The sequence below is a fragment of the Aquirufa sp. OSTEICH-129A genome (genome assembly GCF_054558355.1).
The window spans coordinates 1-24,146 of the sequence record NZ_JBPXKC010000003.1 but is presented as its reverse complement, the minus strand read 5'-3'; the positions used below and the strand labels follow the sequence as shown (position 1 = coordinate 24,146).

General features: G+C 40.4%; 12 protein-coding genes. 3 read left to right on the top strand and 9 right to left on the bottom strand.

Annotated features, from left to right (window positions below):
- Position 1: 1 nt before the first annotated feature.
- The 9 genes from SKC36_RS06630 to eat all read right to left on the bottom strand — a co-directional run bounded on the left by SKC36_RS06630 (position 2) and on the right by eat (position 11,799).
- Complete coding sequence (locus tag SKC36_RS06630) at positions 2 to 1,261, bottom strand: ABC transporter permease (RefSeq protein ID WP_459453631.1); 1,260 nt, start codon at positions 1,259 to 1,261, stop codon at positions 2 to 4.
- Entirely contained in the window at positions 1,258 to 2,337 is a 1,080-nt protein-coding gene (locus SKC36_RS06625) for an efflux RND transporter periplasmic adaptor subunit (RefSeq protein WP_459465299.1), read from the bottom strand. Before SKC36_RS06625 ends, SKC36_RS06630 begins: the two co-directional genes overlap by 4 nt.
- A 92-nt stretch (positions 2,338 to 2,429) precedes the next feature.
- A complete protein-coding gene (locus tag SKC36_RS06620; protein ID WP_459465297.1) occupies positions 2,430 to 3,473 on the bottom strand; it encodes an NAD(P)-dependent alcohol dehydrogenase in 1,044 nt (347 codons plus the stop codon).
- A gap of 330 nt (positions 3,474 to 3,803) precedes the next feature.
- Complete coding sequence (locus tag SKC36_RS06615; RefSeq protein WP_459465295.1) at positions 3,804 to 5,816, bottom strand: beta-L-arabinofuranosidase domain-containing protein; 2,013 nt, start codon at positions 5,814 to 5,816, stop codon at positions 3,804 to 3,806.
- A 31-nt stretch (positions 5,817 to 5,847) separates the two neighbouring features.
- Positions 5,848 to 7,215, bottom strand: a complete 1,368-nt coding sequence (locus tag SKC36_RS06610; protein WP_459465293.1) for an aldehyde dehydrogenase family protein — start codon at positions 7,213 to 7,215, stop codon at positions 5,848 to 5,850.
- Between the two features lie 3 nt (positions 7,216 to 7,218).
- Positions 7,219 to 7,932 carry a gamma-glutamyl-gamma-aminobutyrate hydrolase family protein gene (locus SKC36_RS06605; protein WP_459465291.1) on the bottom strand — a complete coding sequence of 238 codons (714 nt, stop codon included), beginning with the start codon at positions 7,930 to 7,932 and terminating at the stop codon, positions 7,219 to 7,221.
- Between the two features lie 3 nt (positions 7,933 to 7,935).
- Positions 7,936 to 9,081 (bottom strand): iron-containing alcohol dehydrogenase, encoded by a 1,146-nt coding sequence (locus SKC36_RS06600; protein ID WP_459465289.1) that lies wholly within the window; start codon positions 9,079 to 9,081, stop codon positions 7,936 to 7,938.
- A 21-nt stretch (positions 9,082 to 9,102) separates the two neighbouring features.
- Entirely contained in the window at positions 9,103 to 10,458 is a 1,356-nt protein-coding gene (locus tag SKC36_RS06595) for a glutamine synthetase family protein (protein ID WP_459465287.1), read from the bottom strand.
- 15 nt (positions 10,459 to 10,473) lie between these two features.
- The gene (gene eat / locus SKC36_RS06590) at positions 10,474 to 11,799 is read right to left on the bottom strand and encodes an ethanolamine permease (protein WP_459465285.1); all 1,326 of its coding nucleotides are present in this window, start codon (positions 11,797 to 11,799) and stop codon (positions 10,474 to 10,476) included.
- Positions 11,800 to 12,120: 321 nt separating this feature from the next.
- Here eat and SKC36_RS06585 point away from each other — a divergent pair, with 321 nt between their 5' ends.
- From SKC36_RS06585 to SKC36_RS06575, 3 genes are all read left to right on the top strand, one after another.
- Positions 12,121 to 13,497 (top strand): 3-oxoacid CoA-transferase, encoded by a 1,377-nt coding sequence (locus SKC36_RS06585; protein WP_459465283.1) that lies wholly within the window; start codon positions 12,121 to 12,123, stop codon positions 13,495 to 13,497.
- 551 nt (positions 13,498 to 14,048) lie between these two features.
- Positions 14,049 to 15,254 carry a helix-turn-helix domain-containing protein gene (locus SKC36_RS06580; RefSeq protein WP_459465281.1) on the top strand — a complete coding sequence of 402 codons (1,206 nt, stop codon included), beginning with the start codon at positions 14,049 to 14,051 and terminating at the stop codon, positions 15,252 to 15,254.
- Positions 15,255 to 15,505: 251 nt separating this feature from the next.
- A partial coding sequence (locus tag SKC36_RS06575) for a beta strand repeat-containing protein (RefSeq protein WP_459465279.1) occupies positions 15,506 to 24,146 on the top strand: 8,641 nt, incomplete at its 3' end.

The following is a 24,146-nucleotide window of genomic DNA, read 5'->3' as shown; positions in this document are numbered from 1 at the left end:
GCTACTTTCCTCTTATGATGATGACAGGGTCTATTTTACTCGCTTTCCTGGATGGAAAATAACCAGCTAGGTAGGTTGTGATGATAGCAAAAACAGTTCCAATCAAATAATACCTCGGGTTATAGTTTATCGGATAGGTTTTAACTGTCGGCAATGAACTAGTATTGAATGGAATCTGATCAATGATGGCAGATAGGCCAAAGCCTCCTAAAAGGCCTAGTATTCCACCAAATATGCCAATACTTAAGGCTATTAAGATGAAAATACGGTTGACATCTTTTCCTGAAAATCCGATGGCTTTCAAAATGGCGATGGAATCCATTTTTTCGTAAATCATCATATTTAGGATGTTGTATATTCCAAAGCCTGCCACTATCAATAATGTAATCCCAACCGCGTAGGAAATTAGGCTTCTGACTGAGCTACCTGTTTCAAATTGAGAATTGGCTGTTTGAATATCAATGGCCTGAATTTCATAAATGCGCTGGTATTCTTTGGCTACATCCGGCGCCATTAAAATATCATTTAACTTCACTTGTAAGTCGGTGATGTAATTATTGGATTCTCCCAATAGTTTTTGCGTGGTTGAGATGGAGGCATAGCTTTGAACATTATCCAAATCCTGTAAGCCAGATTGAAAAAAACCGACGACTTTCAGGGAAATTCTTTCTCCTTTGCTGGAGGTGATTTGGACTACATCCCCTATTTGAGCCAACATTTTTTCTGCAGCGCCTTTGCCTAAAATGATGCTGTTGGGTATGTTTTTGAGGTCCATGAAATTGCCTTCTGTGACATAATCATTGAAGAAAAAAAGTTTGTTTTCAGCCTCTGGATCTATTCCATTAATAACTCCAGTAATCTCAATGACCCCCACATTATAAAATACCTGAGCAGTTACTTTAGGAGCTATACCTAGTACCCGTGGATCCGTCTTTAAGTTTTTTATGATGGCGGCACTATTTTGTATTTCTAGCCTTTCGGATTTAGGCTTGATGGAACGAATGAAATTGTATTGATTGGTGTTTTTTGAATGTACATCAATGGGTTGTTGATCAGAAGCTTTGATTTCTTTGTATAATCTCACATGCGGAGTACGGTTCAAAATTAGGCCATCCAATAAATCATTTAGACCCGACATGAAACTTAGGAGTGTAATAAACATGGTGATACTAAAAGTAACCCCAATAGCCGCAACTAAAGTTTGCCTCCATCGTGCTAAAAGTAAAGAAATGGCAATATTTTGAATTAATTTAATGTTCATTTGCCAGGCTTTTTGATTTCATCCTGTGCGCTAAGGCCACCCAATATTTCCACCTTTTTAAAATCTTTTAATCCCGTTTTTACTAAAATGGTATCTCCTGAGGCTTTGATCACTAAGCTGTCTTTGATGAGGTAATTTCTTGGAATTAAAAGCGATTTTTCTTTTTTGAAAAGTATGATATTGGCTTCAAAGGTGACATTCGGAAATAAATTCGCTGGTTTTTGAGTGAATTGAGCTTCCACTAAAAAAGTCTTGCTCCTTTCATTCATGATGGGATAAATTTTACTGACCTTCGCCTCAAATACCTGTCCCTTGTAGGCATCTAATGTTAATAGGACTGGTAATCCCAATTTGACTTTGAATATATCTTCCTCATCCACTTGCATCTGCAAAACAAATTGAGCAGGATTTCCTACTATGGCCAATGGAGTTTGAGGACTAACGATTTCTCCTTTGGATTTTAAAACATCATATACGATACCATTAACTTTACTTTTGACGGTAAAATCCTCACTCTGTTGTTTAGAAATGGATAAATTCTTTTTGGATTGATTGGCAGTAAACTGAATTTGACGCTTTAATTCTTTCAATTTTAAAATCGAGGACAAATAAGCTGCTTTGGAGTTTTCATACGCTAATTCCCTTTGTTCTAATTCTACTTGAGTGCCTATTTGTTGTTTCCACAAATTCCTTTGACGCACCAAAAGAGTAGAGTCTGTTCTCCATTTATTTTTGGCTAAATCTATAAATAATTCAGCATCATATATCTTGCTTTGATTATTCTTGGAATCAGCAAAATTGGCTGCTAAGGCAGCATTTTCTTGGTTCAATTGCTGAGTTACGTGAGAAATTGCAAGGATGGGATCTCCTATCTTGACGCTATCGCCTTCTTGTACAAATACTTGTTCAATAATTCCATTGACTGGGGCAAAGGCCTGGTATTGGTCCTGACTTTTTAATGTTCCCGAAGCGTAAACAGACTCGGAAATCGGTCCTTCACTGGGAAAAGTAGTTTCTTCATTTTTCTTACAAGCACTTATTGTAAGAAGGAATAGCGATAGATAAATCCATTTCATTCCACAATTTACTAAATAGTTACGGGCTAATTTATGAGAATCATCATAAAAAAAGAGCTTAGTGTTGGCTAAGCTCTTTTCAATGCGGGGTATTAAATGGTCTTCATATCGATAACAAATCGATACTTGACATCTGACTTAATGATTCGCTCATAAGCTTCGTTGATTTGATTCATCGGTATCAATTCGATGTCAGACAAGATGTTATGTTCTGCACAGTAATTCAACATTTCTTGAGTCTCAGCAATGCCACCAATGTTGGAGCCTATGATGCTTCTTCTTTTGGAAATCAAACTGGCAGCCGCAATTCGATGATCTTCTGGAGGAATGCCTACTATCAGCATTTTACCTTCTAATTTCAATAAGTTTAGGAAGGCATTCATGTTGTGGTGCGCTGCCACGGTATTCAATATAAAATCAAAAGAATTGTTAAGCTTTTTCATTTCTTCTTTGTCGGTTGACAAAACAAAATGATGAGCTCCTAATCTTTTGGCATCTGCTTCTTTGGAAGGGGAAGTACTTAACATGGTCACTTCTGCACCCATGGCTACGGCAAATTTTACGCCCATGTGTCCAAGGCCCCCTAAACCTAAAACGGCTATTTTATGTCCTTTTCCTACCCCCGCAAATTTAAGTGGAGAATAGGTCGTGATGCCGGCACATAATAATGGGGCCACTTGAGCTAAATGATCCGTAAATGGGATGTGCAAGGTGTATTTTTCATCGACCACGATGTTGGATGAATAGCCACCAAAGGTGGGCGTTTTACCATCTCTTTCAAACCCATTGTAGGTAGGAGTAAAGTTGTTGTCACAATATTGTTCTTGACCGCCTTGGCAAGAAGGACAGGTTCTACAGGAGTCTACGAATACACCCACTCCAGCCGTTTGACCTACTTTAAATTGAGTAACCTCAGCTCCTACAGCCTTGACTATGCCTACAATTTCATGGCCAGGAACAATCGGGTATACCGATGGACCCCATTCGGAGCGAGCCATGTGAATATCTGAATGACAAACACCGCAATATAAAATATCAATGGAAACATCATGAGCGCCTATTTCTCTACGTTCAATTTGCATGGGAGCAATGGCTGAATCTTTATTAACTGCGCCGTAACTTTTTACTGGGTTCATGGGAATATTGTTTTAAAGGGGTATTTAAATTTAATGATGGCTTTAGTTTGGTTTAGTTTTCTTCCTTGTGCTTCCTTAAGCTTGCTTTAGCTTGCTGTAGTTTGTTGTAGCTTGCTGTAGCTTGTAGTAGCTTGTAGTAGCTTTGTCAAATTTTAAAAATTTGACAAAGCTGTTGTCAAAGCTGTTAAACTGTCAAAGCTATTAAGCTTTTAAACTGATAATCACCTAAACTGTTATGATACTTGAATAAAAACTGATTTTATTACAAATCTAGGTTGAAATTCTCAATGCCTTAACCTGTTTTTAAATATTATCATCAACCTGATTATTTTATTTCACTACTGGAAATGCGACTATGCGCAAACGCGTAAATCCAAAGGGGATCAAGGTGATTTTTTCTGATTTTTCTTCACTTGGTCCCAAGTAATCCCCATTTCGGGTAGTTACAGGTTGATAGGCTACTCCAGCATTTGTTTTCCAATCCGGAAGTTTTTTGCCTTCTAAGGTGATTTCCATGGGTGCGCTGGCTTGATTCCAGAGAAAATCCTTCGGGAAGGGCTTTTTAATTAATGTGGCATGTTCTACTGGTTTTTCCACAAATTTCTTCAAGAGGGCAAAGTTCCAGTCACTTTTAGGTAGTATCTCATAATACTCACCTTCTTGTGGATGAACCTGCTTCTGAAATTCTTCTTGAATTTTAAGCGCAAAGATGAGTGGACCATACTCCACAGAACGGGAATTTTTACCCCAATTTTGTGTTCTGATTTTCATGGGAAATTGTAAGGTAACTTGGTCACCAGGGGTCCATTCTCTAGCTATTTTGGCTATTTTACCACCTTTTTCTCGCAAAACTTCTTTTCCATTTACCAGTAAAATGGCTTCTTCACACCAAGATGGAATTCGGAATTCCATAGGGAATGTAACTTTCTTTTCTGGTTGAATCAAAAATTGAATTTGGTCCTCAAAAGGATAATTGGTACGTTCCTCTATCTGAACTTTGATACCTTTGTTCACGGTAGTGCTTAGCTTATTGGGGCCGTAAATCAGAGCGGCAAAGCCTCCTTCCTTAGTTCTATACCAAAGGTGCGACATGTATTTAGGCCAAGCTTGGTGCATGTTGGCCGTGCAGCAAGTATAGCCACTATAGGGTCCGTACACATTATTCATACCTCTCCAAAAGGGCAAAGAAAAGCTGTAAACCCCTCTTTTAACTTCCACTTGATTAGCCATTCCAAAGTACTGTTTCCCATTAAAATCATCCGTTATTTGGGCAGGAAGGGCATTGAATGTCATGCGTTCTAAGGCATCCATGTATTCGGTATCCCCAGTAATCGAGATGATTTGTTCCAAAGAAAACATGGTTTCGGTAGTAGCGCATAATTCTGTGCCTTGAATGGGATCGTTGCCATGTAAATCTTCATCTCCTGAAAACATACCATGAGGAAGTCCATGCAAGGTCATTAAATCCCGAAAACCTGTTTTAAGTGCTTGTAAATAATAGGGGTCTTTTTTGGCTTGAGAATAAATTGCCGGTAATTTGATTCCCATACCCACATTAACGGCATGACGGTCCATCCATCGCTGGTCGTTTTGCTGATAGGCCGCCTGAATGGCCCAATCTCTTTTTCCTAATAAATCTGTCCAATTCGTCGTTTGAGAATAAATCAAATCACCTAATTCCAAGAGAAAAGGAGCTTTGGTTTGTCGGTACAACCAATAGACTACCATCAAATTATCTCCGCCTCTGGATTGTGCCCATTCGGTATATTTTACCAAAGGCGTATTTTTCAAATTCTTTAGTTGAAATTGGAAATATTTGGTCATGAATGGAATCACCCTTGGATCTCCACTAACTTGATAATATTGTTGTAAAATTTTTAACATGACCATTCTTGGCCACCAATCGGCAGCTTGGTCACCTGTCTCAGCCATTTTGCCCGTTTCCTTTTCGTATTTGCTGTAGGGCCCAAAGAAACCAGAAGGCCTTTGGTGGGTCAGGGTCCAATGGACATAATTTAGCACTTTTTTGATGAGTACAGAGTCACCACTTAAGTAGGCAGCAGGTAGGGCGCCATCTAACCAATAGGGAGTTTCCTCCCAATCATCTCCTTTTCCTCCTAGCCAGCCATTATCTGTTTTAATTTTTTTATGATTTTCATCCAAATGCCCAGTGGAATTTTTAACCATCAAATCCACTTGTTGCTTCAGCCATCCTGTTGGTCGTATGCTTCCCAATGGAATTTCTTCATAAGCTAATGGATTAAGCGCAGATTTTTGAGCTGTCAAAGTTCCATGTATGCCAACTAACAAAAGCAAACAGGCAAGGGAAATGGACGTTTTCATAGGTTCGAGGTTTTGTGTTTATTTAGCCCTGTTAAGGCTGTCGTAAATGATAACTCTTAGTCTTGGTAAAGGCGCGAATACCTTGATGGGAAAGCGTAGCACCGAAACCAGAATGCTTGCGACCACTCCAAGGCAATGCAGCACTTACGCGGTCACAGCAATTCCAATAGGCAGTACCTGAATCCATTTGTGCTAAAATGTGCTGGGCTCTACTTTCATTAACACTATACACCGAAGAGGTTAGTCCATAGGCCGTGTCTTTCATTAAGGCAATGGCTTCTTCATCATCTTTGACTTTTTGTATACCAATAATAGGGCCGAAGGATTCTTCTTTCATGACGTCCATTTGGTGATTTACATCCACTAAAACGGTTGGTTCGAAATAGTAACCCTTACCAGGGATGGCTTTGCCTCCTGTTAGTATTTTAGCTCCTAAATCCACGGCTTGCTTTACTTGATTTTCCAAAAGGGCAATTTGTGCTTTTCTAGAAAGGGGGCCTAAATAAACTCCTTCTTCCGTAGGGGTGCCTATTTTCCAGGATTTTACTTCTTTCACAAATTCAGAAACATAGGCATCATATACTTTTTCATGCACATAAATACGTTCTACCGAACAGCAACTTTGTCCATTATTATAAAAAGCGCCATCCGCTGTTCCTGCCGCTATGCCTGCTAAGTCTGTCACTTCATCGGTAACATATAATGGATCTTTACCCCCTAATTCACATTGAACAGGGACCATCTTATGGGCTACTTGTGTGTATATTTTTTGTCCAGTTTGGTAAGACCCAGTAAAACAATAACCATTAAAAGGTATTTCTAAAAGGCTTGCACCTACCGCACCTGCTCCGATGGCTAATTGGAATACCTCTTCAGGTACACCAGCTGCATGGAAATATTTGGCAATTTCAATTCCGGTTAAGCTAGCAAATTCAGAAGGTTTATACATTACTGCATTTCCGGCTAAAAGTGCCGGAACAAATACATTAGTCCCTACTAAATAGGGATAATTCCAAGCTGATATGTTGCAAATGACCCCCAATGGTTCATAGACAATTTTCTCTAGCATCCCTGAACCATCTGACATGATTTCTTCCTTCAAATAAGCTGTGACATGCTCACAAAGCCATTGGATTCGGGCTCTTGCCCCATTGATTTCATTGCGTGACTGTTGTAGCGGTTTACCCACTTCAGAACTTAAAATAGCGGCCAGCTCTTCCCTGTTTTCTTCTAAAAGTGCTGAAAATTTGAGCACAATTTTGATGCGTTCGGACAATGGTTGGGCAGCCCAAGCCTGTTGACCTGCTTGTAATAAACCAAATTTTTGTGCCAAAGAAGTTGAGGTATCTTCACTTAATTCTTGAATAACTTGTTCCGTGGCGGGATTAATAACTTGCATAGCTTATAATGAATGAATGATCGCGGATAAAAATGATTGTTTAATGTTTTCAGATAAAGGACTTTTCTCCTTTTCTTCCATGCGTTCTGGATGCCATTGTACACAAAGCATAAAAGCATGATCTTGTTTATGAAGGTATTCCAATGCCTCTGGGCTATTCGTTTCAGGTGCACAAGCGGAAATCATAAGATTATTACCTAATTGTGCTGGGTCAATAGCTTGATGATGGGCCGAATTGACTTCTCCTTGGCTAAGTCGACTAATGTTCGCTAACAGGCTATCTCCATTAATCTGGATGGAATGTTTTCTATCTGTATTTCCTGCCTTTTTATGTACTCCATTGGCCTCTTCTCCCAAGTCTTGAATGAGCTTTCCTCCTTCGATAACTTGGACAAGTTGCATGCCCCGACAAATCCCCAACAATGCTTTGTGATGTGCTTTGGCATACCTGTAGATGGATGCTTCAAAATAATCTCGTTCGGTTTCAAATTCTTCGGGTTTGTGCGGGTAATCGATTGCCCCTTGGTAGAGGGAGGTGTCAATATCACAACCTCCACTCAGTACAAATCCATCACATAAAGCGAAATCGGAATCAGTACTTTTTCCAGCTTTCAGTTCAATTAGTTCCACTTTCCCTGCATCTACCTCCGGGTCAAACCAGCGGAGGTAATTCTGGAAATTGGTACTACTATAACTTATGCCCAAACGAATTTTCATTACCTAAAGAGCTTCTAAATACAGGTTTTTAAAATCTTCTCGACTAACAGGTTTTGGGTTGTTAGGGTGAGCAAAGTCAGCAATAGCCAAATCAGCTAAGGTTTCAATATGTTCATCTTTGACCCCTACTTCACGTAATTGATGCGGAATACCAATTTTACTATTTAATTCAAACAGAAAATTCACCACTCCTTGTCCACTTTCATCCTTAATTTCTAAGGTTCGTGCAATGCGACTGAATTTTTCTTCAAAACCTGCTATATTGAATTTCATGCCATAAGGCAAATTGACGGCATTGGCTAATCCGTGGTGCGTATCCAATAAAGAGGACATAGGGTGAGCCAAAGAATGAACAACGCCTAAACCTTTTTGGAAGGCAACCGCGCCCATTAATGAGGCAATCAACATATTGCTTTTGGATTCAAGGTCTGGATTTTTGACCGCTTTTTCCATGGATTTCGCAATCAAGGAAATACCTTCCAAAGCAATGCCTTCACACAAAGGATGGGACATTTTGGCTATGTAGGCTTCCAAATTATGCGTCAATGCATCCATACCCGTAGCTGCAGTTACGGCAGGAGGTAAATCCATGGTAAGCATAGGGTCAGCAAAGATGGTTTTAGCCAATAATTTCGGAGAAAAAAGAATCTTTTTTTGATGAGTAATATCATCAGCAATGATGGCACTACGACCTACTTCTGAACCTGTACCTGCCGTAGTAGGGATGGTGATAAAGTGAGGGACATTGTTGGTAACATAGATGTCTCCACCAATTAAATCATCGTATTTAAATAAATCTTCTCGATGGTTTACGCGCAAAACCATGGCTCTTGCTACGTCCATTGCGGCACCTCCACCGATTCCAACAATGGAATCCCTTTGGCTAGCGTCATAGGCATCAACACCCAAATAAACGTCTGATTTTACAGGATTTTTATGAATTTGAGAAAAGACCTCCACCGAGATATTTTTCTTTTCAAGCGATTGAATGAAGGATTTAAAAAAATCCAAACCAGCTACCACTGGGTCAGTCACTACCAAAGGTTTTTGGAGATTATTTTTGATTAAATAATCCGCTACTTCGCTGATAGCACCAGCACCAAAACGGATGGTGGTTGGGAAATTGTACTGTAAAATAGATGAAGACATGTGTTTAAAATATAGGCTTGATTAAATGATTTCAAAATAACGTTTGTATTCCCAGTCGGTCACAGATTTTAAGTGCTGTTGCCATTCCCAAGTTCTTGTCATGGTGAAGTGGGAAACAAATTCTTCGCCAAAAATCTCTTTGGCAATACTTGATTGTTGCATATTTCGGGTAGCATCGATCAAGGTATGGGGAATACTACCATGAGAATAATCTAAATATCCATTTCCCGTGGTAGGATCTTGAAGCGCAAGTTTATGTTTTATGCCATATAAACCAGCTCCCAAACAGGCAGAAATGGCTAAATATGGATTTACATCCGCACCTATAACACGAGTCTCTATACGAGCAGAACTAGCTCCAGCGCTTAATACTCGTAAAGCAACGGTACGGTTATCCAGACCCCAAGTCAAGGTGGTTGGAGCCCAAGCACCCTCCACCAGTCTTTTATAACTGTTGATGGTTGGGGCAAACATGGGTAATATATGTGGTAGGCAATGTAAAATACCCGCTAAATAATGTTTTGCAGTTTGGCTTAAATGGTAAGGATCTAGGGCATCGTAAAATAAGTTGGTTGATCCATCGGCATCCCAAAGACTTTGATGTACGTGTCCACCGCAGCCTGGCAGGTTTTCATCAATTTTTGCCATGAAAGTGGCCATGATTTGATGTTTATAGGCAATTTCCTTTACAGCCGTTTTGAAAAGGACCGCTCTATCCGCTGCCTCCAAAGCACCTGAATGAGCAATAGCCGCTTCATAGGTGCCTGGCCCAGTTTCGGTATGTAATCCTTCAATTGGAACGTTGAAAGCTTTTAGTTGTTCGAATAAATCGTTGAAAAACGGATTATTTAGGGTGGTTCTAAGTACAGAGTAACCAAACATCCCAGGACTTAGGGGCTTTAGGTTTTTATAATGCTTATCCTGGGCCGAATCCGGGGTTTCAGCGAAATTGAACCATTCAAATTCTTGAGCAAAAATGGGATTAAAATCTAAGGCTTTTGCCTCAGATATAATTTTTTTCAGTAATTGCCTTGGACAAACAGAAGATGGACTTCCATCTTGCTCTAAGAAATCTCCCAGTACAAAAGGAAGATTATTTTCCCAGGGGATTTGTCGAAAGGTACTCAAATCTAGTTGGGCCGGTGTATCAGGAAAACCGCTATGCCAGCCGGTTTTTTTGCCATCACTGTATAAAACATCGGCGGCATCCCATCCAAAAACGACATCACAAAAGGTGGTGCCTTTTTCCAAAATAGACAAGAATTTTTCGGTGGAAATGTATTTGCCACGCAAAATCCCATCGATATCCGTGAAAGCAATTTTTACCTTCGAGGTCGGGTGGGCAGATAAATAGTTTTTTAGTTCGGTAGAGGTCATTTTCTACGTTGAAAATTAGGGTTTATGGGTCAATTTAGGTCCAAAAAATCGATATATGATACTGCTGCTTAGTAAAATCAAAAAATAGATGGCCGCCTGATAAGGATTATAATACATCATGGATAGCATGGATACGGCTGAGATAATCAAGGCAATCCAAGGGAAATAAGGGAAAAAAGGAGTTTTAAAAGGTCTTTCTAAATGGGGTTCCTTTTTTCTGAGCGCTATAATAGATACCATGGATACGGCATAAAGTGTTAGTGCTCCAAAAACAGAAATGGTGATGATTTCAGCCGTTTTGCCCGTTAATAAAGCTAAAATCCCTAAGGTCATATTGATGAATAAAGCATTGGCTGGGGTTTGGAATTTTCGATGAACTCGTCCTAAAAAAGGGGGTGCCGCATGTACTTTGCCTAATTCATAGGTAGATCGACCCGCAGCTAGAATAATGCCATTAAAAGAGGCAATCAGGCCAAAAAGACCGACGGAAATTAATAAATGGTACAAGAGGTTGCTATCGCCTACTACCTGTTTTAAGGCTAATGGTAGCGGTGAATCCGATAAAGAGCCGTCGGCTTGGTAGACAATGGATTCCCAACCGTTAACTCCAATGGAACTGAAAAAAGTGAGCATGCACAGGACCACTAAGGTCAAAATAGCTGAGCCGAATCCTATCAGAATGGTTTTTTGAGGATTTATCGCCTCTTCAGCCACATTGGCGACCCCCTCAATGCCCAAAAAGAACCAGATGGCAAAGGGAATGGCAGCAAAAAATCCTGACCAGCCATGGGGTAGCGGATTGCTTTGAAGGTGTTTTAATTCAAATGCGGGTAAGGTGATACCTGCAAAAAGCAATAATTCTCCGACAGCCAGAATGGTGATAGTTAATTCGAAGATGGCGGCTGCTTTTACGCCATAGGCATTGAGTGCGGTAAACAGAAAATAGGAGGATATAGCAATACTTAGAATGGGTATTTGAGGGAAAAACAAATTAAAATAAGCACCTATCGCAAAGGCAATGGCCGGTGGAGCAAAGATGAATTCTATGGTTTGGGCCATACCCGCGATAAAGCCCCAAGTAGGTCCTAAGGCTCTGCCTGCATAATCAAAACCACCTCCTGCCTTGGGTATGGCACAGGCTAATTCGGTATAGGAAAAAGTAAATGTGGTATATAGAAGGATAATAAGGAGGGTGGCTAAACCAAGACCTAGGGTTCCTCCTTTTTCTAGTCCAAGATTCCAGCCAAAATACATGCCTGATATGACATATCCGACACCAAGACCCCACAACATGAGTGGGCTTAAGGTTCTTTTTAATCCAGGTTCCTTTTCTGGCATCATTTGATAGGTTTTAGAGGCAATAGCTAATAAGACTTTAAATTAGATAAATATGTCCAAAGCTCAAAATGTCAAAATGAGGCTAGCGACCAAATTACACCGATTTTAATATCAATTTGTTGGACAATATATGTGAATGGAGAATCGTTTCACGCAGGAACCGTTTAACGCTGTCAAGGTTTCAAACCTTGACAGCGTTGCAGCGTGAAGAAAAAAAAGCCCTAAAAACCTGATCAATGTCTTCCTTGAAGGGGTCCCTATCGGTTGTTTTTCATTTTTATCATAAGCTAATTTCTTTAGTATTGTAGCTTGAAAATAGACAATATGAATACTAAAGTGTTTAAAGATGCCCAAACGGCATTATTTGATGTTTCGTCTGGGGCAAGGATTATGTTGGGTGGATTCGGTCTAGCTGGAATACCTGAAAATTCGATAGCGGAATTGAGTAGGAAAGGGGTGAAAGATTTGACTTGTATATCCAATGAGGCTGGGGTAGACGATTTTGGTTTAGGGATATTATTGAAAAACAAACAAATTAAATGCATGATTTCCTCTTTTATTGGGGAAAATGAGCTGTTTGAAGAGCAACTTTTATCGGGGGAATTGGAAGTCAAATTAGTTCCACAGGGGACATTAGCTGAGCGTATACGAGCAGCTGGAGCTGGTATTCCTGCATTTTTTACTCCTGCTGGAGTAGGTACGGAGGTGGCTGAGGGTAAAGAGATTCGAGTGTTTCAAGGGAAAGAATACCTTTTAGAAGAAGCACTTTCCGCTGATTTTGCTTTAGTAAAAGCTTGGAAAGGCGATTTGGAAGGGAATTTGGTTTTCCATGGTACTGCCCGAAATTTTAATCCTATGATGGCTCAAGCTGGTAAAATTACCATAGCCGAAGTAGAGGAATTGCTTCCTTTGGGAGCTCTTGATCCAGATGAAGTTCATTTGCCTGGTATTTATGTGAATCGGATTTTTCAAGGAAAGGATTATCAGAAAAGGATTGAGCATCGGACCACCGACAAAGACCTGGCACAAATTGCGGTTTATGATGCTCAAAAGGAAATTATTGCTAAGCGTTTAGCTTTGGAAATTAAGGATGGCGACTATGTGAATTTGGGGATTGGAATTCCGACCATGGTGGCTAATCATATTCCTGCAGGCATGCGGGTTATTTTACAATCTGAGAATGGTTTATTGGGTATTGGGCCCTTTCCTCCGGAGGATTTAGTTGATCCCGAAGTAATCAATGCAGGTAAGCAAACGATATCCATGATACCAGGGGCTTCCTTATTTAGCTCGGTAGATAGTTTTGCCATGATTCGGGGGGCTCATATTGATGTTACGATACTAGGAGGGATGGAAGTTTCGGAAAATGGCGATTTAGCTAATTGGAAAATTCCGGGTAAGCAAGTTAAAGGTATGGGCGGTGCTATGGATTTGGTGGCCTCTGCGCCTAATATTATTGTTGCCATGCTTCATCAGAATAAAGATGGTAAATCTAAATTGTTGAAAACATGTGATTTGCCCTTAACAGGTAAATCATGTGTCCGCCGAGTAGTTACCGACCTTGCTGTGATTGATATTCTACCTGAAGGAGGTTTTTTGTTGGTAGAGCGTGCGCCAGGTATAAGTATTGAAAAAATTAAAGCTGCTACGGCGGCAGAATTAATTATTCGAGGTGAAATAAAAGAAATGACGATAAACTAATTGTATTATTTTTTATTAATGTAAATATTTAATTAAAAAAATGTTTAATTATTTAAATGTTAAATTAAGGCGGGTTTTTTTGATTAAAATGTTGAATTCTGTAAAGCCTGAGAATTAAGTATTTGCGACCAATGCTTCAGTGTTTTTCAAATAGGCAATTCTCGTCGCCTTGAAATTGGTCGTAATCTTTATAAAAAAATAGAATCAAGATTGAGATTTGATTTGTTTTAATCCTGATTTTTAGCAGAGATCGAGTGTTTTTTTTGCCTTCATTTGGGCTAATTTTTTTGTTCAATTTAGCCAAATCTTGTAAACATAAGTTTAAATTAATTTCAATCAAGATTTTTATTAATTTTAAATTTGATTGAAATAATTATATTTAATAATTGTTTTGTTCAAATAAATAGTATCTAATTTGAAATTAAGAACAAAAAATAGAATTAAAGTTCTTGATTTTAAATTTTTTAATCTATTTTTGTGATGCATCTTCTTAATTGATGTTTGCTCCCGTGTTCTAAATTTTTACATCATTCCGTGTTCTATAATTATTCATGATACTAAATCTTTCTTTTCTAGGACTGGTTGTTGCGTTACTGCTCTACATATACCGCGAAGGTAGAGCTTATGCCAAAATCCTTCTAGCTATTTTTTACTTCTTGACAAGTGTTTTTGGTATTGTCCATGACGTTACCAGCACGCCTCGTTCTGAGTTCATGATTTCCTTGTTTGCCATCAATTTTAGTCCCTTGTATTTCCTAATGGGGCCTGTTTTCTTCCTTTTTGTCAAGGTCATAATAGGAAGAGAAAGATTGGTGCAAAAAGACTGGTTACATGTTATTCCTGCTGTTTTATTTTTCATCAACATTTTACCTCATTTATTCTCTTCTTTTGATGAAAAGCTACTTTTGGCTCACAAAATTGTAGAGAATTCAGAAGCTTTGTATGATGCTCCGTATTTGATAATACCTACTTTTGTTCAGTCCATGTCTCGTCCTGTATTCACAATAGGATACTTTATTTACACAGGTTTTTATTTGATTAAACGTTGTCGAATTAAAAACTATTTTGTGACACATAAAGTCAGTATTCTTTGGATTGCGCTTATCATCTTTTTGTACATTCTGCTCAATACAGCTGCTTTTTTGGTCTTTTTGAACAATATAGAGCTTAAAAATTCAAATCAAAGTTTGTTGAGTCCTACGGTATTGAAGGTTTGTTATGATGTAAAGTATTGGGTTTATTCCTTGCAGAATTTATCCATCCTATTTATTCCTTATGTATTGTTTAGTCCTCAATACAAGAAAAAGAAACACAGTACTTCCCGTAATCAAGGGGATTTAGTACTATCAACTTTTGCGCCTCCAGTGAAACGTGCAGCTGTTTCTACGGCTTATGAAGTTCCTTATTTCCGTTTGGAAGAAATTGGCCATCAAATAGCTAAATACTGTGCAGATGAGCCATATTTAAGGAGCCGCTTTTCTTTGTCTATGATCGCTGAGGATACTAAAATACCTTATTATCAATTGTCATATTATTTCAATAATCATTTAGGAGTAAGTTTTAATGATTGGAAAAATGAGTTACGGGTTAAGCATATTATTACCTTAATTCAATCAGGAAAAGCCCAGCAGAACACCTTAGAGGCCTTAGCGCATTCTTCTGGCTTTTTATCTAGATCTAATTTTGTGAAAGCTTTTAAATACAATACGGGTAAAACGCCATCGGAGTATTTAAAGGATATGAAGAATGGAATTTAAAATTGAGAACAAGTTGCCTCGGGTTTTATTTATTTCATGTGCATAATTTTAGTACCTTTAAAGAATTGATTTATACTTTATATTTAGAGTTTTATTTAACAAGCCTATACTGAATTTCATTAGACTTAAGAATATAGGAAAGTCTTAATCTAATGTGTTTTTGTTCTATTCATTAATTTATGCTACAAAGAATCACTTGTATTCTTTCATTTTGTTCTACACGAAAATCAATAATAGGCAGATCTGCCTCTATGGCAATTTTTGGCCTATATTTATTTACCTTAAGTTTTGATTCCTATGCTCAAAGAAGTTATTCTCCTTTAGCTCCTTCTTTTGCTCAAGCCGCAGTAATACCCTATTCTCAAGATGTTTTTGTGGCGCAGTCGGAAGATAGTTTAGATCTGACTTTTGCTAAAAAACGGGTATTAAAGGCTAAAAACGGGGTTGATTTTCATTTAAGATCTTTTTTTTCCAAGGCGGATTACCGCGATCAATTATTTAAGTTTTTCCCGGGTAAGCGTAAGCAAATGGATGCCTCTTTTGACGAAAGGGCGGTTTCTTTACGAAATGTTGTTTTAGGTAATGGCTTATTTGTGCCTATTCAGTTTGTGAAATGGGAAAATATGCACGGAGCCATGGCAAGTTATAGTTCTGTCGGTCCAGATGGTCGTCCTAGGATTTACATGAACAAAGAGTATTCAGAAGGCCAGGGGAATTTTGTATATCCAGAAGCAACAGACTCTCAAATGATTTCTTTGCTTTTGCAAGAATATGGCCATGCCATGGATGATTATTTGAATGGTTTGGAAGATTCGCCAGGTGATGAGGGTGATTTATTTGCTACTACGTTGTTAAAGCTGGATGTAAATGATGATTATTACCAGAGTATTTTGGTTCGTAATGACCATAATAAGATCAAAGTGGATGGTAAAACGATTCATGTAGAAGATGCCGGGGTATATTTAGCCCAAGCTTGGGTTGCTACGGTATCTGGAAATAACTTCACTACGGCTGCTTCTGCTATTGCATCTACCCCGATTCGTTTGGAAACAGCTGTGATTTCGAGTGCCTGGAATGCCACAACAGGTGGAACTGGATCTATTGCATGTACGTTCTTTTTTGGCGCTAGTAGCCAAACTGGAACAGTTAATAGAACCATCACAAGTTCACCAACGGGTTCGGTTTTGGCATTTTTGAATACAGGTTCTACTACCGCTGGTTATGTATTGAAATTACCAAATTCAACCACAACAATCAATGCGAGTACCTCATACGCTAGTAATGCGGGTAGTGAAGGTACCATTGTGCATACTTTTTCTGCTGCCATTGGTGTGGGTTCTACTCTAACACTAACGGCAGGATCTGTTGTAGCAGGTACTACCACTACTTTAACTGCCAATTCAAAAACTACGGCAAATGCCAATACCAATAATATTACTGCAACTTTTAGCTCCACCAGTGGTACGGCTATTATAACAGGAACTAATCCAGGTACCACTGCAGGTTCTGGTACAGCTGTAGTTACTGTTACAGATACTCAAGTTGGTTCTAAAGTCTTTAATTGTGAATTAAAAAATTCAGTGGGTTGGTATGTTGTTGAAACTGCCACATTAACTGTTACTCCAGGTACGGCTTCTAAATTTGTAATTACAGGCACAGGTACTCAAACGGCTGGTGGAAGCCAAACCATTACGATTACTGCTCAGGATACTTATGGAAATACGGCCACTGCCTATACGGGGGCAAAAAATTTAACATTTTCAGGTGCAGCTAGTTCACCCAACCCGGTAACCGCTCCCACGGCACAAAATAGTTCCGCAGCTGACATTGACTTTGGTTCAACCACTGCAGAATCATTTTCTGCTGGTGTAGCCACCACTGTTATGAAATTATACGATGCTGAGACGGCCTTAATTGCAGTTACGGATGGTACTATATCGGCTGCCGGCGCCGATCGACTATCTGTCGTGGTAAGCCCAGCTAGCTACAGTAAGTTAGCCGTAAGTTTAGCTACTCCACAAACCAATGGCTCAGTATTTACGGGAACCAATACCTTAACAGCACAAGATGTATATGGTAATACGGTAACAAGTTTTGATGCTTCAACCAATAATGTTACAGTAACTAATTCTCTGGGAGGAACGGTAAGTGGTTTAGGTTCAGGTGCTAACAATGTTTTGAATCAGGCGGGAGATTTCACGAGTGGTGTCGCTAATTTAACAAGCGATGGAATGACTTATACGGGAACCAGCGGTACAGGGACCTTTACTTTCACTCCAGCAACTGGTACAGCCATAACTAGTAGTTCCATTGTCGTAAATCCTGGGGCAGCGACTAAACTAGTCATTACTGGAACAGGCACTCAAACTGCAGGAAATAGTCAAAATATAACTTTGACCGCTTATGATGCCAGTGGTAACATTGCCACATCCTATACAGGAGACAAAACCTTAACTTTTTCAGGTGCCAATGCATCCATCAATCCGGCAACTAATCCAACTGTAACCAATAAAAATGCGGTGGCAATTAATTTTGGTTCAAGCACCCTCATAACTTTTACGAATGGAGTTGCATCTTCTGTTCCTATGTCCTTATTTAGAGCTGAATCTGCTACGATTTCAGTCACAGATGGATCTATTAGTTCTACTGGAGGTGATAATTTAAGTGTTACCGTTAGTGCAGCTGCCTTTAATAAATTGGCAGTAAGTTTGGCTAGTCCACAAACCAACGGCACCGCCTTTACCGGGACGAATATCTTGACTGCTCAAGATGCTTATGGAAATACGGTATCAACCTTTAGTGCTGCCACCAACAATGTTACGGTAACAACGAGCTTGACAGGTACAGTAAGTGGCTTAGGATCAGGACTTAATCATATATTGAATCAGGCGGGTGATTTTGTCAGCGGGGTGGCTAACTTAACCAGTTTAGGATTAAAATATACAGGAACATCAGGATCAGGAACCTTTACCTTTACTCCAACAAGTGGTACAGCTGCAACTAGTTCAAGTATCACGGTCAATGCCGGTGCCGCAACTAAATTTAGTATCACTGGTACAGGTACTCAAACAGCAGGAAATAGTCAATTTATCAATATTTTCGCCCTTGATGCTAGTGGAAATGTGGCCACAACCTACACAGGAGATAAAACTCTAACTTTTTCAGGGGCCACTGCCTCCCCGAATCCTGTGACCAATCCAACCATTACAGATAAGAACTCGGCATTAATAAATTTTGGTACAGGTACAGTCATAACTTTCACCACGGGTGCAGCCATTAATGTTGTTTTGACTGTGTATAAAGCAGAATCAGCTACGATAAATGCGAGTGATGGAGCCATTAACTCAAACACAGGCGGAACCTTGAATGTGACAGTTAGTTCCTCGACAATGACGAAATTGGCGGTAAGCTTAGCTAGTCCACAGATTAATGGCACAGCCTTTACAGGAACGAATACCTTAACCGCACAAGATGCTTATGGTAATACAGCTACAGGATTCAATGCTTCGACAAATAATGTAACGGTAACTAATTCCTTAGGAGGAACGGTGACAGGTTTAGGATCTGGAGGAACCAATGTTTTAAATCAAGCTGGAGACTTTACTAGTGGAGTGGCAAATTTAACCACCGATGGAATGATTTATACTGGAACCTCAGGAGCAGGAACCTTTACATTCACTCCAGCCACAGGAACTGCGGTGACTAGTTCTAGTGTGACGGTTAATCCAGGAGCAGCAACGAGATTAGTGGTAACAGGAACAGCAAGCCAAACAGCTGGAGCAACTAATTCGATAACGATTACAGCTAAAGATGCGAGTGGTAATACCGTAACAACATATACGGGCTCCAAGAATTTAACATTCTCAGGAGCAAACAGCTCAACTGCCCCAGTAACCACAGCTAAGGTAACGAATAGTTCAGCAACGGATATAGCTTTTGGATCAACGACAGCATTGACTTTTGCCTCTGGAAGTGTTACAACGAACATGAAATTGTACCGTGCTGAAACAGCATTAGTAGCAGTGACCGATGGTTCGATTTCAGCAGCAGGAGCAGATCGTTTGACAGTGACAGTGAGTCCATCGACAATGACGAAATTGGCGGTAAGCTTAGCGAGTCCACAGATTAATGGTACAACCTTTACAGGAACGAATACATTAACTGCACAAGATGCTTTTGGTAATACTGCTACAGGATTCAATGCTTCGACAAACAATGTAACGGTGACTAATTCCTTAGGAGGAACGGTGACAGGTTTAGGATCTGGAGGAACCAATGTATTGAATCAAGCTGGAGACTTTACAAGTGGAGTAGCAAATTTAACCAGTGATGGAATGATTTATACTGGAACCTCAGGAGCAGGAACCTTTACATTCACTCCAGCTACTGGAACAGCGGTGACTAGTTCTAGTGTGACGGTAAGTCCAGGAGCAGCAACTAGATTAGTAGTAACAGGAACAGCAAGCCAAACAGCTGGAGCAACTAATTCGATTACAATTTCGGCAAGAGATGCAAGTGGTAATTTAGTAACAACATATACGGGCTCCAAGAATTTAACATTCTCAGGAGCAAGCAGTTCAACTGCCCCAGTAACCACAGCTAAGGTAACGAATAGTTCCGCAGCCGATATAGCTTTTGGATCAACGACAGCATTGACCTTTGCCTCGGGAAGTGTTACAACGAACATGAAATTGTACCATGCTGAAACAGCATTAGTAGCAGTGACCGATGGTTCGATTTCAGCAGCAGGAGCAGATCGTTTGACAGTGACTGTGAGTCCATCGACGATGACGAAATTGGCGGTAAGCTTAGCTAGTCCACAGATTAATGGCACAGCCTTTACAGGAACGAATACCTTAACCGCACAAGATGCTTATGGTAATACAGCTACAGGATTCAATGCTTCGACAAATAATGTAACGGTTACAAATTCCTTAGGAGGAACGGTGACAGGTTTAGGATCTGGAGGAACCAATGTATTGAATCAAGCTGGAGACTTTACAAGTGGAGTAGCAAATTTAACCACCGATGGAATCACCTATACGGGAACCTCGGGAGCAGGAACCTTTACATTCACTCCAGCCACAGGAACTGCGGTGACTAGTTCTAGTGTGACGGTTAATCCAGGAGCAGCAACGAGATTAGTGGTAACAGGAACAGCAAGCCAAACAGCTGGAGCAACTAATTCGATTACAATTTCGGCAAGAGATGCAAGTGGTAATTTAGTAACAACATATACGGGCTCCAAGAATTTAACATTCTCAGGAGCAAGCAGTTCAACTGCCCCAGTAACCACAGCTAAGGTAACGAATAGTTCCGCAGCCGATATAGCTTTTGGATCAACGACAGCATTGACCTTTGCCTCGGGAAGTGTTACAACGAACATGAAATTGTACCATGCTGAAACAGCATTAGTAGCAGTGACCGATGGTTCGATTTCAGCAGCAGGAGCAGATCGTTTGACAGTGACTGTGAGTCCATCGACGATGACGAAATTAGCGGTAAGCTTAGCGAGTCCACAGATTAATGGCACAGCCTTTACAGGAACGAATACCTTAACGGCGCAAGACGCTTATGGTAATACAGCTACTGGATTCAATGCTTCGACAAACAATGTAACGGTGACTAATTCCTTAGGAGGAACGGTGACAGGTTTAGGATCTGGAGGAACCAATGTATTGAATCAAGCTGGAGACTTTACTAGTGGAGTGGCAAATTTAACCACCGATGGAATCACCTATACCGGAACCTCAGGAGCAGGAACCTTTACATTCACTCCAGCCACAGGAACAGCGATTACTAGTTCTAGTGTGACGGTTAATCCAGGAGCAGCAACGAGATTAGTGGTAACAGGAACAGCAAGCCAAACAGCTGGAGCAACTAATTCGATTACAATTTCGGCAAGAGATGCAAGTGGTAATTTAGTAACAACATATACGGGCTCCAAGAATTTAACATTCTCAGGAGCAAGCAGTTCAACTGCCCCAGTAACCACAGCTAAGGTAACGAATAGTTCCGCAGCCGATATAGCTTTTGGATCAACGACAGCATTGACCTTTGCCTCGGGAAGTGTTACAACGAACATGAAATTGTACCATGCTGAAACAGCATTAGTAGCAGTGACCGATGGTTCGATTTCAGCAGCAGGAGCAGATCGTTTGACAGTGACTGTGAGTCCATCGACGATGACAAAATTGGCGGTAAGCTTAGCGAGTCCGCAGATTAATGGCACAGCCTTTACAGGAACGAATACATTAACTGCACAAGATGCTTTTGGTAATACTGCTACAGGATTCAATGCTTCGACAAACAATGTAACGGTTACAAATTCCTTAGGAGGAACAGTGACAGGTTTAGGATCTGGAGGAACCAATGTATTGAATCAAGCTGGAGACTTTACAAGTGGAGTGGCAAATTTAACCACCGATGGAATCACCTATACCGGAACCTCAGGAGCAGGAACCTTTACATTCACTCCAGCTACAGGAACAGCGGTGACTAGTTCAAGTGTAACAATCAATGCAGGAGCGGCTACGAAATTAGTGGTAACAGGAACAGGCACACAGACTGCAGGAGGCTCTCAAACAGTTACGGTGACGGCACAAGATGCGAATGGCAATACAGCTACTACGTATACAGGCGCTAAAACAATTACTTTCTCAGGAGCGAATGCTTCACCAAGTCCAGCGACTACACCAACGGTAGCGGGTACGAACTTTGGTACCGGAACCAGTATGACCTTTACAGCGGGTGTGGCCTCAGCCAGCATGATTTTGTACAAAGCAGAATCAGCTACGGTAAATGCGAGTGATGGTACAATTAACTCGAATACCGGCGGAACTTTGAATGTGACAGTTGGTTCATCGACGATGACGAAATTGGCGGTAAGCTTAGCTAGTCCACAGATTAATGGCACAGCCTTTACAGGAACGAATACCTTAACCGCGCAAGATGCTTATGGTAATACCGCTACTGGATTCGATGCTTCTACAAATAATGTTACAGTAACAACGAGTTTGACAGGAAGTATCAGTGGTTTATCAGGAGGCAACAAATTAAGCGGAGGGCTTGATTTTGTCGGTGGGGTAGCTAATTTAACTAGTTTAGGAATTACCTATTCAGGAACCTCAGGTTCTGGGACTTTTACTTTTACACCAGTTACAGGAACGGCAGTAACTAGTTCATCAGTAAGCGTAGATGCCGGTGCGGCAACCAAATTTAGTATCACAGGAACAGCTACTCAAACAGCAGGTAACGCTCAAACCATTAATATATTTGCTTTCGATGCCAATGGTAATATTGCAACCACTTACACAGGTGATAAAACCTTAACTTTTTCAGGGGCAAATGCTTCTTTGTTACCGCCAACTTCCCCAAAAATAACCGATAAAAATTCAGCTCAAGTTGATTTTGGTACTGGTACAGTCATAACATTTACTACAGGATTTGCAATCAATGTTCCTATGTCATTGTACAAGGCTGAAGCTGCGACCGTTAATGTAACAGATGGCACGATTAATTCGAATACCGGCGGAACCTTGAACGTAACGGTAAATCCAGCTCCATTCTCGAAATTAGCAGTAAGCTTAGCTAGCCCTCAGATTAATGGAACGGCCTTTACGGGAACGAATACCTTAACGGCACAAGATGCTTATGGAAATACCGTTACGGGATTTAATGCTTCGACAAACAATGTAACAGTAACTAATTCATTGGGAGGAACGGTGACTGGTTTAGGATCTGGAGGAACCAATGTATTGAATCAAGCTGGAGACTTTACAAGTGGAGTAGCTAATTTAACTAGTGATGGAATGATTTATACCGGAACCTCGGGAGTAGGAACTTTTACGTTTACCCCAGCTACAGGAACGGCGATCACTAGTTCCAGTGTGACGGTTAATCCAGGAGCAGTGACGCGATTAGTAGTAACAGGTGCAGCTATCCAAGGGGCTGGAACAAGTAATTCGATAACGATTACAGCTAAAGATGCGAGTGGTAATACCGTGACAACATATACGGGCTCCAAGAATTTAACATTCTCAGGAGCAAGCAGTTCAACTGCCCCAGTAACCACAGCTAAGGTAACGAATAGTTCAGCAACGGATATAGCTTTTGGATCAACGACAGCGTTGACCTTTGCATCGGGAAGCGTAACAACGAACATGAAATTGTACCATGCTGAGACAGCATTAGTAGCAGTGACAGATGGTTCGATTTCAGCAACAGGAGCAGATCGATTGACAGTAGCTGTTAGTGCAGCCGCTTTCAATAAACTAGCGGTAAGCTTAGCGAGTCCGCAGATTAATGGCACAGCCTTTACAGGAACGAATACCTTAACAGCTCAAGATGCTTTCGGAAATACGGTTATAGGATTTAATGCCTCAGGCAATAATATTACTGTAACCACAAGTTTAACAGGAAGTATTTCAGGATTATCGGGTACTAATAAGTTAAACTCCGCTATGGATTTCCCGAGTGGTGTTGCTGACTTAACAAGTTTAGGCTTGATTTTTACTGGAACCTCTGGAGTGGGCACATTTACCTTTACTCCATCTATAGGAACTCCCGTTACCAGTGGAAGTGTAACAATCAATGCAGGAGCCGCTACGAAATTAGTGGTAACAGGAACAGGCACACAGACTGCAGGAGGCTCTCAAACAGTTACGGTGACGGCACAAGATGCGAATGGCAATACAGCTACTACGTATACAGGCGCTAAAACAATTACTTTCTCAGGAGCGAATGCTTCACCAAGTCCAGCGACTACACCAACGGTAGCGGGTACGAACTTTGGTACCGGAACCAGTATGACCTTTACAGCGGGTGTGGCCTCAGCCAGCATGATTTTGTACAAAGCAGAATCAGCTACGGTGAATGCGAGTGATGGTACAA